Source organism: Bacillus sp. SSR7 (genome assembly GCF_055902415.1).
The window spans coordinates 118,898-132,430 of record NZ_JBVVXV010000003.1; the positions used below are offsets into that span (position 1 = coordinate 118,898).

18 protein-coding genes and 1 riboswitch are annotated in these 13,533 nt (G+C 35.2%); of the genes, 7 read left to right on the plus strand and 11 right to left on the minus strand.

The window, feature by feature from the left end; translation table 11 throughout:
* Positions 1-208: 208 nt before the first annotated feature.
* Positions 209-1,372 carry a cation:proton antiporter gene (locus AC0NJG_RS07855; protein ID WP_000393891.1) on the plus strand — a complete coding sequence of 388 codons (1,164 nt, stop codon included), beginning with the start codon at positions 209-211 and terminating at the stop codon, positions 1,370-1,372.
* 131 nt (positions 1,373-1,503) lie between these two features.
* On the opposite strand, the gene AC0NJG_RS07860 is transcribed toward AC0NJG_RS07855, so the two are convergent.
* From AC0NJG_RS07860 to AC0NJG_RS07890, 7 genes are all read right to left on the minus strand, one after another.
* Entirely contained in the window at positions 1,504-2,853 is a 1,350-nt protein-coding gene (locus AC0NJG_RS07860) for an aspartate aminotransferase family protein (RefSeq protein WP_029440731.1), read from the minus strand.
* A gap of 190 nt (positions 2,854-3,043) precedes the next feature.
* Complete coding sequence (locus AC0NJG_RS07865; RefSeq protein WP_474062970.1) at positions 3,044-4,594, minus strand: solute symporter family protein; 1,551 nt, start codon at positions 4,592-4,594, stop codon at positions 3,044-3,046.
* A gap of 2 nt (positions 4,595-4,596) precedes the next feature.
* Positions 4,597-4,938, minus strand: coding sequence for a DUF485 domain-containing protein (locus AC0NJG_RS07870; RefSeq protein WP_087951906.1), 342 nt, complete (start codon positions 4,936-4,938; stop codon positions 4,597-4,599).
* A gap of 244 nt (positions 4,939-5,182) precedes the next feature.
* The gene (locus tag AC0NJG_RS07875) at positions 5,183-5,812 is read right to left on the minus strand and encodes a sterol desaturase family protein (RefSeq protein ID WP_087951905.1); all 630 of its coding nucleotides are present in this window, start codon (positions 5,810-5,812) and stop codon (positions 5,183-5,185) included.
* A gap of 80 nt (positions 5,813-5,892) precedes the next feature.
* Complete coding sequence (locus tag AC0NJG_RS07880; protein ID WP_000286356.1) at positions 5,893-6,186, minus strand: hypothetical protein; 294 nt, start codon at positions 6,184-6,186, stop codon at positions 5,893-5,895.
* 19 nt (positions 6,187-6,205) lie between these two features.
* A complete protein-coding gene (locus AC0NJG_RS07885; protein ID WP_087951947.1) occupies positions 6,206-6,838 on the minus strand; it encodes a LysE family transporter in 633 nt (210 codons plus the stop codon).
* Between the two features lie 138 nt (positions 6,839-6,976).
* Complete coding sequence (locus AC0NJG_RS07890) at positions 6,977-7,705, minus strand: YqcI/YcgG family protein (protein ID WP_016717045.1); 729 nt, start codon at positions 7,703-7,705, stop codon at positions 6,977-6,979.
* A 265-nt stretch (positions 7,706-7,970) separates the two neighbouring features.
* Here AC0NJG_RS07890 and cspB point away from each other — a divergent pair, with 265 nt between their 5' ends.
* Both cspB and AC0NJG_RS07900 read left to right on the plus strand, forming a co-directional pair.
* Complete coding sequence (cspB, locus tag AC0NJG_RS07895; protein WP_001161727.1) at positions 7,971-8,168, plus strand: cold shock-like protein CspB; 198 nt, start codon at positions 7,971-7,973, stop codon at positions 8,166-8,168.
* Positions 8,169-8,287: 119 nt separating this feature from the next.
* Positions 8,288-8,536 (plus strand): DUF2564 family protein, encoded by a 249-nt coding sequence (locus AC0NJG_RS07900; RefSeq protein WP_000534391.1) that lies wholly within the window; start codon positions 8,288-8,290, stop codon positions 8,534-8,536.
* A gap of 33 nt (positions 8,537-8,569) precedes the next feature.
* Here the strand turns inward: AC0NJG_RS07900 and AC0NJG_RS07905 are convergent, their stop codons facing one another.
* The 3 genes from AC0NJG_RS07905 to AC0NJG_RS07915 form a co-directional block, all read right to left on the minus strand.
* The gene (locus AC0NJG_RS07905) at positions 8,570-8,746 is read right to left on the minus strand and encodes a zinc-finger domain-containing protein (RefSeq protein WP_000358801.1); all 177 of its coding nucleotides are present in this window, start codon (positions 8,744-8,746) and stop codon (positions 8,570-8,572) included.
* Between the two features lie 12 nt (positions 8,747-8,758).
* Positions 8,759-9,418, minus strand: coding sequence for a ribonuclease H family protein (locus AC0NJG_RS07910; protein WP_087951904.1), 660 nt, complete (start codon positions 9,416-9,418; stop codon positions 8,759-8,761).
* Positions 9,419-9,569: 151 nt separating this feature from the next.
* Complete coding sequence (locus AC0NJG_RS07915; RefSeq protein WP_001026467.1) at positions 9,570-10,055, minus strand: QueT transporter family protein; 486 nt, start codon at positions 10,053-10,055, stop codon at positions 9,570-9,572.
* Between the two features lie 6 nt (positions 10,056-10,061).
* Positions 10,062-10,106: riboswitch (PreQ1 riboswitch) on the minus strand.
* 132 nt (positions 10,107-10,238) lie between these two features.
* On the opposite strand from AC0NJG_RS07915, the gene AC0NJG_RS07920 reads away from it, so the two are divergent.
* The 3 genes from AC0NJG_RS07920 (at position 10,239) to AC0NJG_RS07930 (ending at position 12,487) form a co-directional block, all read left to right on the plus strand.
* Positions 10,239-11,111: an aldose 1-epimerase family protein gene (locus tag AC0NJG_RS07920; RefSeq protein WP_087951903.1), complete on the plus strand. Its 873-nt coding sequence runs from the start codon at positions 10,239-10,241 to the stop codon at positions 11,109-11,111.
* A gap of 70 nt (positions 11,112-11,181) precedes the next feature.
* Positions 11,182-11,568 (plus strand): reverse transcriptase-like protein, encoded by a 387-nt coding sequence (locus AC0NJG_RS07925; protein WP_000573871.1) that lies wholly within the window; start codon positions 11,182-11,184, stop codon positions 11,566-11,568.
* Between the two features lie 13 nt (positions 11,569-11,581).
* Positions 11,582-12,487, plus strand: coding sequence for a DMT family transporter (locus AC0NJG_RS07930; RefSeq protein WP_142940647.1), 906 nt, complete (start codon positions 11,582-11,584; stop codon positions 12,485-12,487).
* 2 nt (positions 12,488-12,489) lie between these two features.
* Here AC0NJG_RS07930 and AC0NJG_RS07935 read toward each other — a convergent pair whose 3' ends face one another.
* The gene (locus AC0NJG_RS07935) at positions 12,490-12,750 is read right to left on the minus strand and encodes a DUF6123 family protein (RefSeq protein WP_001195212.1); all 261 of its coding nucleotides are present in this window, start codon (positions 12,748-12,750) and stop codon (positions 12,490-12,492) included.
* Between the two features lie 183 nt (positions 12,751-12,933).
* On the opposite strand from AC0NJG_RS07935, the gene AC0NJG_RS07940 reads away from it, so the two are divergent.
* Positions 12,934-13,494: a cysteine hydrolase family protein gene (locus tag AC0NJG_RS07940; protein ID WP_087994393.1), complete on the plus strand. Its 561-nt coding sequence runs from the start codon at positions 12,934-12,936 to the stop codon at positions 13,492-13,494.
* Positions 13,495-13,533 lie beyond the last annotated feature (39 nt).

Here is a 13,533-nt window from a genome sequence, read left to right on the forward strand (position 1 = left end):
TATCCCCAATTACACAGTCTCTCTCTAAAAAAGCCCCCATTTTTTCATTGATTTTTTGTAAAATCTATTATATATTAATTACAGGTTCAAATTACGAGTTCAAAAGAACTCGTAATCAGACCTTTTGTTTAATGGGTTTTACATATTTTCATTAGGCAAATTCCGAGAAATCGTATGATAAAAATAAAAATGATAAGGAGAGGATCCGATGGAATTCGAATTTTTCTTTCAAATTGCACTTATTTTATTAAGTACAAAGCTTGCTGGTGATCTTAGTGTTAGATTAGGTCAACCTTCTGTACTAGGTAAATTAATTGTCGGTATCGTTATCGGTCCAGCTGTATTAGGTTGGATTGAAAATTCAGAGCTTCTAACACAATTAAGTAATGTCGGTGTTATTCTTTTAATGTTTATGGCAGGACTTGAAACAGACTTAGAAGAATTAAACGCAAATCGTAATTCTTCTTTAGCTGTTGCACTTGGAGGTATCATTCTTCCATTCGTAGGTGGTTACGTTTCTGGTCTTGTTATGGGAATGGAACAAGGGAATGCTGTATTTTTAGGATTACTTCTATGTGCGACAAGTGTTAGTATTTCCGTACAAACACTTCGCGATTTAGGAAAGATGAAAACACGTGAAAGTACAACTATGCTGGGCGCAGCTGTATTTGATGACATTCTTGTCGTTATTTTATTAGCATTTGCAATGAGCTTCTTAGGTACAGATGATGTTAACTTAACAATGATTATCTTGAAGAAAGTTGTATTCTTCGCTTCTATTATTTTAATCGGCTGGAAAGGTGTTCCTGCGATTATGCGCTGGTTATCACCACTACGCGTATCTGAGTCTATCGTGAGCGCGGCTCTTATCATCTGTTTCTCATTCGCATATTTCGGCGAATTATTAGGAATTGCTGGTATTATCGGTGCTTTCGCAGCTGGTATCGCTATTTCTCAAACGAATTACAAACATGAAGTAGAAAAAAAAGTAGAACCAATCGCTTACGCTATGTTCGTTCCAGTATTCTTCGTAAGTATCGGTATGAATATTACATTTGACGGTATTGGCGATCAAATTTGGTTCATCCTAGCATTAACAGTAATCGCTGTATTAACGAAACTAATCGGTTGTGGCTTAGGTGCACGAATGACTGGATTTGACGCTAAGTCTTCTGCAATTATCGGTTCTGGAATGGTTTCTCGTGGTGAAGTTGCACTTATCATCGCAGGAACAGGACTTTCTTCAGGTCTACTAGCACAAGATTACTTTACAGCTATCGTTATTGTCGTTATCTTAACTACAATGATTACACCACCAATGTTAAAATACACTTTTGGTGCAAAAGATAAAGCAATGAAAGCAAGTAAATAAGTTTCATATAAAAAAAGAGATTACTATCTTATAAGATAGTAATCTCTTTTTTGTTTTGTCTTTAAACGATCTTGTTCTTTTTTAACCAGTTTTCAAAAATAGTTCGTGCTGGTTCATCATCCATATCATTACTAAATGCGTTCCATCGCTGTCTTCAACGTTCCAACAACAAAGGCAATTTCTTCACTTGAAATAACAAGTGGTGGCGCTAATGTTAAGACGTTATTATATCCTGCTGTTGTCATACCGTTTCGGCCTATTATTAACCCTTTTTCTTTACAAGCATTTACAACACTTGCAATTTTGTCGTTATCAATTGGCTCTTTCGTCTCTTTATCGTTTACTAGTTCAATTCCAACTAGTAGACCTTTTCCTCTAATATTCCCAACAAGTGGATGCTCTCCGATTTCTTCTTTTAATTGCTCTAATAAAAGCGAGCCCATTTGTGCAGATCGCTCAATTAAATTTTCATTTTCCATAATTTCTAAGTTTTTAAGTGCTAGTGCACAAGCTGCAGGATTTCCACCAAATGTATTAATATGACGGAAGAATTCATATTCTCCCTTTCCTTTAAATGCTTCATATATTTCTTTTTTCACAGCTGTTGCTGATAATGGTAAATATGCACTCGTAATGCCTTTTGCCATTGTAATAATATCAGGCTTCACATCATAATTCATAAATCCAAATGCCTTTCCTGTACGTCCAAAACCGCAAATCACTTCATCGCTAATAAGCAGGGCACCGTGTTTTTGACACGTTTCATGAACAGCTTTCATATAGTCTTGTGGCGGCATTAAAATGCCTCCGCCTGTAATAATTGGTTCCATAATAAAAGCTGCAATCGTTTCACTTAGTTCCCATGTCATGACCCGATCTACTTCTTTTACACATTCTACATCATAAATGTTCTCTCTTTCTATTCCAGGCATACGATAACAATCTGGCGGCGTTACATGTAAAAATCCTGAAGCAAATGGCTCATATTGATATCTACGCTGTGCTTGTCCCGTCGCTGCCATCGTTGCCATTGTATTCCCATGATAGCCGCGGTAACGTGACATAAATTTATAACGATGTGGTTCACCTTTTTGCGCATAGTATTGTCTTGCTATTTTAAAAGCTGTTTCGTTCGCCTCCGAACCACTATTAGAGAAGAAAATAACATACTCTCCTCCAAGCCATTCATTTAATTTTTCTGCAAGCTTTATAGCCGGTTCATGTGATTGTGACATCGGAAAGTATGATAATGTTTGTAATTGCTTATAAGCTGCCTCTGCAAGCTCTTTTCTGCCATATCCACTATTCACACACCAAAGACCACTCATACCATCTAAATATCTTTTTCCTTGTATATCTTCAACCCAGCACCCTTCTGCTTTTGCCCCTACCATTGTACTATTTGGACTAAAGGGACGCATTCCGTGCCAAACATATTGCTCATCTTTTGCTAATAATTCATCAGTCTGTTTCGTTTTCATCATTTCTTCCACCTTCCATAACAACTTATTTTTCACAAAAGCTGCGCTGGTACCATGATGATTTAAATTTCTCCCTGCTTATTTTCATTCCACAAAATTAAGACAAATCCTACTTACAAAGCAGTATTATTTACAAGAAAATGACAAAAGAAAAAGGAGCTTTTCTTATCTATCGAAAAGCTCCTCTTTTTTAATGCGAAGACGCGTCACTAATACCATGCCCAGTATTAGATTTCACGAGAATTTCATCAAATTTCGCTGCATCTTCTTTCTTACTAGATAAAACAGTTCCTAAATACGCTGCAAGAAATCCGAGCGGAATCGAAATAATTCCAGGTGTCGTATATGGGAATATCGCTTCCCCAACAAATATAGCTTTTCCAGCTACAGGGTTCCATACATTTGGGCTTAACGCTACAAGAACAATAGCTGATACAAGACCAACAATCATACCAGAGATGGCACCTGTTGTATTGAAGCGCTTCCAATATATTGTGAATAATATAACTGGCAAGTTTGCACTCGCTGCAACTGCAAACGCTAACGAAACTAAAAATGCTACGTTCAACGTTTGAGCAAATAACGCTAGTATAATAGATAATACAGCTACTCCAATAGACGCATAACGAGCCATGGATACTTGCTCTTTTTCCGTTGATTTCCCCTTGCGGATAATTTCATTATAAAAATCATGCGCAAATGCTGATGCTGCTGTTAATACAAGGCCTGCCACTACAGCTAAAATTGTTGCAAAGGCAATTGCTGATACGAAAGCAAATAAGAAATCTCCGCCCAATGCTTTAGCTAATAAAGGTGCTGCCATATTACCAGCAGGGTTTGCTTTCATAATTGCTTCATTCCCTACGAATGCCGCCGCACCAAATCCTAAGAAAATTGTCATAATATAAAATGCGCCAATTAGCCAAGTAGCATATACTACAGATTGACGTGCTGTTTTTGCATCACGTACTGTAAAAAAGCGAACAAGAATATGTGGTAATCCTGCAGTACCAAGGACTAGTCCTAAATTTAAAGATAGCGTATCAAGACCATCCTTATACTTTACTCCTGGATTTAAAAACGAATCTTTTAAAGGTGTAGCAGTTTTCATTTGAGCGAACATCTCCGTCACACTAAAATTAAACTTTGCGAAAACGATAACAGAAATAATAAATGTACCAGCCATAAGTAATACAGCTTTAACAATTTGTACCCAGCTTGTCGCAGTCATTCCCCCAAAAATAACGTACACTGTCATTAATGTACCAACGATTAAAACTGATGTCGTATATTCAATCCCTAATAATAATTTAATAAGTGCACCCGCACCAACTAATTGTGCAATCATATAAAAAATCGAAATCGTCATCGTATTAAGCGCTGCAACTCCGCGAATTTTTTTCGCATCAAAACGCGCCGCAATCATATCTGCTAGCGTGTACTTCCCTAAATTTCTAAGTGGCTCTGCAACTAAGTATAATACAACTAAGTAAGCAACTAAGAAACCGATACTATAAAAGAATCCATCAAAACCAGTTAACGCGATCGCTCCGGCTATACCAAGAAAGGATGCAGCAGACATGTAATCTCCCGCAATGGCCAGACCATTTTGCCAACCAGTTAATCCCCCTCCAGCCGTATAAAACTCACTCGCATTTTTCGTTTTCTTCGATGCAAAATAAGTTATGACGAGTGTACCAAGTACGATGATTAAAAATAGTGCAAAAGCGGTTGTATTCAAAGTCAGCCCCTCCCCTTTTGCATATCTTGCAGAATTTTTCGGGAGATTTCATCAAAGGATTCTGCTTTTTTGCTATAAATCATACATAAAGCCCACGTCATGATAAATTGTGCAAAAGCAAATATCCACGCCCACGTAACATCACCAAATGCTGGTGTATTGAGTACCTTTGAATACGATGTTAAAATAGGTAACGCAATAAAAAAACTTAAAAAGAAAATACTCATCGGAACGATAAACTTCTTTTTCGTATTTAATAACAACTGAAATTCTTCTGACTGAACAACTTCTGTATAATTCACCTCTTTTTGCAACTTACGTGCTGACGTATCATCTCGTTTCATTCTCTAATCCCCTCTCTTACTAGAAATACAATTCCCCCTTGTATACCTAAAGACTAAATTTTATAAATATTCAGAAACTTATTTTCATTTTAGACAATCCATACATTCCTGCAAAGATTTTTCGATAGACATTTTTCGGCATTTTTCGGCATTTTTCCCTAAGTTTTTAATATACTTTTTTAACATAAAATTTACGTGCCAGTGAAACTTTTATACTCATTAAAACAAAATAAAAAAGTAGTGCTTATCGCACCACTTCTGTTTTTTTCTCTTTTTCTAAATTACGAGCTGTTTCGCTTAATTCAACGTCTTTTCCATCTTTAAGCGTTCCAAATATGAAATCGAATACTGGATTTGAAACACCAAACCAAAACTTTTCATTTTTATAATGGTGTAATATATGCTGTTTTTTTAGCCACCTACCAAACTTAGTGACGGGACGAATTGGCTTATGTGCAATATAATGTTTCCATTCATAAACGAGAAGCATAATAATCATTCCGATTCCGAATGAAAGTGTAATGGTAACACTTTTTGTTATCACGTATGATATAAATAAATATATAGTAAAACTCGGTATACTAAACCATACAGGCAAAAATAAAAGTTTTAAATCATCTGGATATACGTGATGGTCATAATGCAACCTTCTTAACATTTTTAATAAAAATACGTTTTTAGGTGGCTTTAAGTGAAATAAAAATCGATGTGTCATATATTCGTTTAGCGTATAAAAAATAATCCCAAATAAACAAGCTAACAAACCGATCCATGTGAAAAATTGCATTTTTAAAATAATAATAAAAACAAATAAAATACTATACATAATAACGATATCATGTTGTAAAAAGAACTCTTTCCCCACCCTCTTCATCTTCCTTCCCCCTTTTCAAAAAAAACAGTCGCAACAATATCGTTACGACTATTTCTTTTCTATATCTTATTCTATACGTTTTACAAATTTGCCTGTTGCTCTATTGTCGAGAAAAAATTGTTCGGTCCAAATATATTTTGCTTTGGAATAATATGTTCCACCGCAAACACTGTTACTTCTCCTCTTTGTACCTCTCCAATGATAAGTCCAAATATTTCATGATTTACAGCAAACGTTGGTTGCTTTGTTTGTAGTAATCTTGCTGCATTATGAAATACTGCTTCATATAGTGGATTTCTATCAATAATTTCTTTTCTGATTTTTGGTGCTAACGTAATAATGATTTCTTTTCCGTCAATAGTGGTTCGATACATAAAAATCTCCCCTTCAATCTTATGTGAACAACTGTAAAGCTTTGTATGCAAAATGGATAGAATATCCTACTAAAATAATACCTGCTCCGGCTGTTATATAGCCAAGTGCTTTTTGCTTTAATAAAGTTCTGCCAAAATGGACAGAAAAAGCAATATTTAAATTCCATAAAATAATGCCAACAATAATACAAAGACTGTACAAAAAGGCTTCTTGTTTCGTTACCTTCGTAAGCAATGAGCTAAGTGTACTTCCGTATATACCAAACCAAAAAACAAGATTTAGAGGATTGGATATCGCAATTAAAAAACCTGCCATAAAGGATTGTTTAAGACCACCTACCTCTTCCTTTTTATATTCCATATTCGTGTGAGAAATTCCTTGTTTTACACTTTGAAATCCTAAATAAAATAATAAGAAAAACCCTGTGCAATACATAAAAGCTTGTACATATGTATACATAAACAGAGAAGATAAACCGAAATAAATGAGAAGCATAAACAAAATATCTGCAGTCATTCCACCAATTCCAACAACCCACGCATGCCAAAAACCTCGTTCAATTCCTCGTTTTAACATTTCAATATTAATCGGACCTACTGGCGCAGCTAATGAAATACCTAATACAATTTGTTGTATAATTGCTCCAAACATCACTCTATCCTTTCTACTTCCTTTACTATTAAGTAATGATGTAATGATTAAAAATAGACTAGCTTTCATCAAAATATTTACTACTAAAATACCCTTTTTTATCCAAAATATGCAAAAGAGCCATCTAGATGATGACTCTTACTTTTCTATCTTATGAAGAAAAGGACATTTTCCTTTTAACGGTTCTACATCGTCTCCTATAAAGTATTGTTTCCATTCACGATGATCCGGATCACCATAATGACTAATGTTAGGATGTTTCGGCAGCTGATCCCACTTTTCAACTCGCTCGCGGACCGTTTGTCTAGAATATGCTCCTTTAGGACGATCCCCTTCTAATCCATCAAATATAGTACGTGGCTGAAATCCAATAACGAGAGAATTTCCTAAATGCCTAGTTTTTCTTTGTTTATAAGCTGGTGCATTTCCAAATGCAAATATCGGTTCCCCGCCAAATGAAAATTCCCATAAGTAATGGTCTGGGTCTTCAGGAATTTGCTTTGGCCATGTTTCCTTATCGTTTTCATGTAAATATTGTAGTACTTTCCAAAAGTAATCACGGTAATATTCCAGTGATTGCTCCTCACATTCCGGTTCTACAAAAAGAAAAAATCCTCTTCTTACAATTGGACGCTCTTTCATTAACTCTAAAAAAGATAACATTGTATGTGGCAAATGACTCCAATCATTATGAGAGAGAAATGAATAACGAAGTTCATTCTTTTTTAAAGCTGTTAAGCCGAAATAACACGGAAAAGTTGGTTCTAGCACAACACTCGAAAAATTTTGAAATTCCTTTGCAACCCAATTCGGTATGTCGTTTCTCGTTCTCATTCCTTCATTATCTAATAAATAAGACTCATTCATTCTTTCACCTCATTATGTATAGCGTTCAATTAAGACTATTACATACTCGGCCTGTCCTATACCTATTAAAAAATTTGGCTAAAAAATTATTTAAAAATACAAAAAAATAAAATCGCTTACTTGACTAAATTCTCCCAATTCGTGTATATTTAAATTAATCATTTAGCAGAATATTCAAGATTATAGCATTTTTAGTTTATATTATCTTTTCAAATGAATTTCACTAAATGAAAAAACGTAAATGTTTTCTAGGAGGAATTGTAACATGCAAGGAAAAGTAAAATGGTTTAACAACGAAAAAGGTTTTGGATTTATCGAAATTGAAGGCGCTGACGATGTATTCGTACATTTCTCTGCTATTCAAGGCGAAGGCTACAAAGCTTTAGAAGAAGGTCAAGAAGTATCTTTCGATATCACTGAAGGAAACCGTGGACCTCAAGCTGCTAACGTAGTAAAACTTTAATCCAACATATGACAGGAGGTTACCTTACTTGGTAACCTCCTTTGTTATTCCTTTGTATATTTCCGTTTTCCAGAGCAAAAACTATGTGAAATGCGCACTATACAAAGGAGGAATTATTAATGGGATCAGAAGTAAATGATTTTGAAGAAGTGAAATTCCGTGTAGAAACAGCACAAAAAATGGTAGGATCAGCGACAATTTCAATGGATCCAGATACATTAGAGCATGCGACTACTGCTGTAGAAGCCGCTCGCTCTCAGCTTGAGATTATGAAATCTGTGGCAACAGATTTAGATGAGCCGTTTTTAATAAATGAGGAAAAGAAATTAAGCGAGTGCGAGCATCAATTAAATGAAGCGAAGCACTAAAAAACATCCAGAGAGTTTTCTCTGGATGTTTTTTCATGACAACTGTTCCCCATACTTTTTCAATGTTTCTCCAACTGTACATTGTCTTATACAAAAGGAATGAGCATAATACTTACTATTTGTTTTTCGATTATGTTCTCGCAAAAAACATCCTTCACAATACGTTTCTAATAAGTCATTTACCTCTGTAATGAGTTGCTTTTTATCCACCTTTGCACCTCTCTATTCGGTTATTTCTTTATGACTATCAATCACTGTTCCTTCTAATGCTTGCGTAGCTAATTGATGTGCTTCTTTATTTTGTTTTCTTGATATAGGCTCACATACAAGTTTTAATTTCATTTGCTTCGCCTTTTGCTCAATTTGGTCTAAATAATGATTTAAATGTTCATCATAACAAGGCCATTCTCCAGCCAATTGCTGCAGTACAACTTGAGAATCTCCGCGAAGCGTGACCGCTTCATACTTAATTCCTAATTCCTCGAGTATATTCATGCTATATAGTAATGATGCATATTCCGCTTCATTATTATCATATATGCCTTCTATATATGCATTACGGCGAATTCGGTATTGTTTATTCCCTTTTTTATAGTATACACATATACCTACTCCAGCTTCTTTCGTCTGAACATCATACCCCCCATCAAAATAAACGAGTATTTCTTGGGGTTCTTCCTCCACTTGTTTGCTCAGCTTCTTCATTTCCTTTAATGACCATTCTGCAGCCATTTCATCGTAAAATAATAATGCTTTCACTCTTCCTGTTTTCTCGAAATCCTCCGCAAATTGAAGTGCTTCTTCTATGTTCATATAATCTGTCGTTAATTCCGTCTGCAAACCGCGTTTTGTTTTATACAACCAATGAATTTTATATTTCATACTAGATTCCCCTTATGTAAGACTTCTTATATGTATCCAGCTAATGAAAGCCTCACTTTATTTTATTATATTTTATCAAGAGCTAAAGAATTATATTCAATATTATCACATGCAAAAAGAGCTATCCCTATAGGAATAGCTCTTTCATCTATTACATAAATCTTTCAAATTGTACTCGTTTATTAATCCAGTACATTACAGGCATACCAATTGCCATGACAACAAATTCACCGATTGCACATGTTAACCAAGTCAACATAAATGGTAAATCAAATGCAAGATGAAGTTCAATTGCAATCATAAACATTGTAATTGTGAAAATAACTGTATTAAAAATCATACGAGCCCAAACACCTTTAATAAATCGCATAGAAATAATTGTTGCAACTAATGCAAGAATAGATTGCCCTACTCCAAATACTAAATCGTAAGCGATCATAGGTGAGAAAAAGAGATTCGTTAAAAATACACCTAATACAATTCCGTAAATTGCTTTCTTATTAAATACAACGAGATGATTAAACATCTCTGAAATACGAAACTGTACATTCGTAAAGCCAAATGGCTGAATAAGCATAGAAACAGCAATATATAATGCCGCTAAAATACCATTACCGACTAAAGTTCTAATATTCATGACAAAATCTCCTTAGTTTTTTTACGTGGGATGGTTTCGAACCACGTTATTCGTTTTTTAAGCAACAAGATTATATTTTACGCGGTAGCCCCCCTTTCGTCAATAGATTCCTACCATGAACTACCCTTTTTCTTTTAGACAACGTATAATGAAATATATGAAAGATTTAGGAGGTTTTACTTCATGACTGCAACAATTCAAAATGAAAAAGTGGTCGTTACCATCTCTGACAAAGGTGCAGAATTACAAAGCGTTCGCTTAAAAGAAGACAATACAGAATACTTATGGCAAGGTGATGCTACTTATTGGGGACGCCGTGCACCAATTTTATTCCCTATCGTCGGCCGATTAGTAGATAATACATACTACGTAGACGGTAAAGCTTATTCTTTAACACAACACGGCTTTGCTCGGGATCTTACATTCTCTGTAAAAGAACAAAGTGAAACGAAAATCACTTATATCGTTACTAGTAATGAAGAAACATTAAAAAAATACCCATACGAATTCGAATTACTCGTTTCTTATGAGCTAGACGGACAAATCGTTCATGTAACATACGAAGTGAATAACCCTTCTTCAAAAGAGATGTTCTTCTCAATCGGCGCACATCCTGGTTTCAATTTCCCGTTATTAGAGGGCGAATCATTTACAGATTACCATCTATCTTTTAATGGTTCAGAACGTTTAGAAACGAGCATATTAGAAGGGCCTTACCTTTCAAATACGAAGCAACTAATTGCTGAAAGTACGAATGAATTGCCACTTACATACGACCTATTTAAAAACGATGCACTTATTTTTGAAAATATGAATACGGATGAAATCTCCATCCGTTCTCATAAACATAATAAATTCGTAAAAGTAGAATTTGACGGATTCCCATTTGTCGGCGTATGGACACCAGGCGAGAATGCTCCTTTCTTATGTATCGAACCTTGGTATGGAATTGCTGATGAAGTAAATCCAGCAAAAGATTTCAAGGAAAAAAAAGGAATTCAATCTTTACAAGCGAATGAAACATTTACATGTCGTTATAGTATTACAATCGGCTAAGTTACTCTATCCCCTACTTCAAAGAAACATATGAGTAGGGGATCATCTTATCATTTGGAGGTTTCTCATTTTGATTGAAGTATATATTGATGGTGCATCAAAAGGAAATCCTGGTCCTTCTGGTGCAGGCGTATTTATTAAAGGGGTTCAACCCGCTGTACAATTATCATTACCCCTTGGGACAATGTCCAATCATGAAGCGGAATATCACGCTTTACTTGCGGCATTAAAATATTGCATGGAGCATAATTATAACATTGTCTCTTTTCGTACAGATTCACAACTTGTCGAGCGAGCTGTCGAAAAAGAATACGCAAAAAATAAAATGTTTGCACCACTATTAGAGGAAGCACTGCAGTACATAAAAAGTTTCGATCTCTTTTTTATTAAGTGGATTCCAAGTAGTCAAAATAAAGTTGCTGATGAATTAGCTAGAAAAGCTATCTTACAAAATTAACGGGGGTATGAGTGTGAAAAAAGATTGGATTGCTCCTCTTGCTTTATTATTTGTGTCTTTTATTTGGGGAGCTACATTTGTCGTCGTTCAAAATGCTATGTCTTTCGTCGGTCCATTTACATTTAATGGTATACGATTTTTATTCGCTGGAATCATTTTATTATTCGTTCAAATGATTTTCTCAAAAAAAACTTCCAAACAAGATATAAAACAGAGTAGCCTCGCTGGATTAACCGTTGGGTTCTTTTTATGCGTTGGCTATGTATTACAAACATTCGGCTTACTGTATACAACTTCTTCAAAAGCAGGTTTCTTAACAGGGCTTAGTATCGTTATGGTACCAATCTTGTCTTTTATCTTTTTAAAACAAAAAGCTACTATTTTTATCGTAATTGGCATTGCTGTAGCAACAGCGGGTTTATATTTATTAACAGCAGGTGATTCTTTTCAATTAAACATTGGAGATGTACTCGTTCTCGGTTGTGCAGTTGCTTTCGCTGCTCATATTCTCGTTAACGGCTTCTTCTCTAAGAAAATATCACCTTTATTGTTAAGCACATCGCAAGTATTAGCTGTCGGTATGTTTTCTTCTATTTGCGCCTTTTTGTTTGAAGATTGGGAAAAATTATTTTCAGTAGCACTATGGACGAATTCTTCCTTTTTATTTGCTCTATTTCTAACTTCCCTGTTCGCGACATCCATTGCTTTTTTCATTCAAACATCAGCACAAAAACATACGTCTCCAACGAGAGTAGCAATTATTTTCGCAATGGAGCCCGTTTTCGCTGCCTTAACAGGCGTTCTCGTTGCAAACGAACAACTTTCTATTTCCGCTATTATCGGATGCCTCTGTATTTTCCTAGGCATGGTTTTTGTTGAATTACCTTCTAAAACAAAAAAAGAAGCGCAGGCTGCGTGAAGTTACGCTTGTAACTTCCGCATAAAAGCCTTAGCGCTTTTTTTATCTGTAATCTCTTCTTCTTTCAATCGTTCTAATAACGCAACAAAATAACTGCCATCAAACTGCAATTGATGCTTAATTGTCGCTTCTATTGCTGCGTTTACAATGCCATCAGATGCACCCGTATATCCTTGTCCGAACATAATAAATCCTTGTGCTTCCTCTGATAATTTAAATCCTTTCGTATGTAAGAATGAAAGATAATCTTCTACTGTTTGCATGTTATTCCCACCTACTCAAAAATTCTCCACTTCCTATCATACATGTTTTTATACGCTATGAGAATGAAATTTCTTTGACAACTTTGTAAATCAATCGTCTACTTCGCTTATAAATGGAGGATTTCTTTACAATATGAAGGAATATGTACAGTGGAACTTATTCCATATTAAAGGGGAGACATGATGAAACAAGCACTATTAATTATCGATGCGCAGCAAGAATTAATGGATGGAAATGAACAAGAAAGTGAAGTTTTTCGTAAAAGCGAATTATTATCTACACTCAATACAGCCGTGCAGAAAGCAATCGATTCAAATGCCCTTATTGTTTTCGTAAGAGATATCGATGTTGCTTCTGGTAGCGGCGTAGGCTTTGAAGTACATAATGAAATTCAAGTACCTCAGTCTGCAATCCTTATTAATAAAGCAGCCACAAACGCATTCTATGGCACTTCTTTACTTGAACTTTTAAAAGAAGAAAAGATTAACCATATTGTTATCGGTGGATGTAAAACAGAGCATTGTATTGATACTGCTGTGAGGACTGCAACTGTACAAGGCTTTGATGTTACATTAATTAAAAACGGGCATTCCACAACTGATTCTGACGTATTGTCTGCAGAACAAATTATTGGTCACCACAATAAAACTTTACATGGGCATTATAACGTTGATCATTTTTCTATGGTGAGGGATATCGAGGAAGACCTCTTTCAGCCGACTCATGATCAATATCGTGATTAAATGAACTAAAAAAGAATCCTTACGTGAAAAGGATTCTTT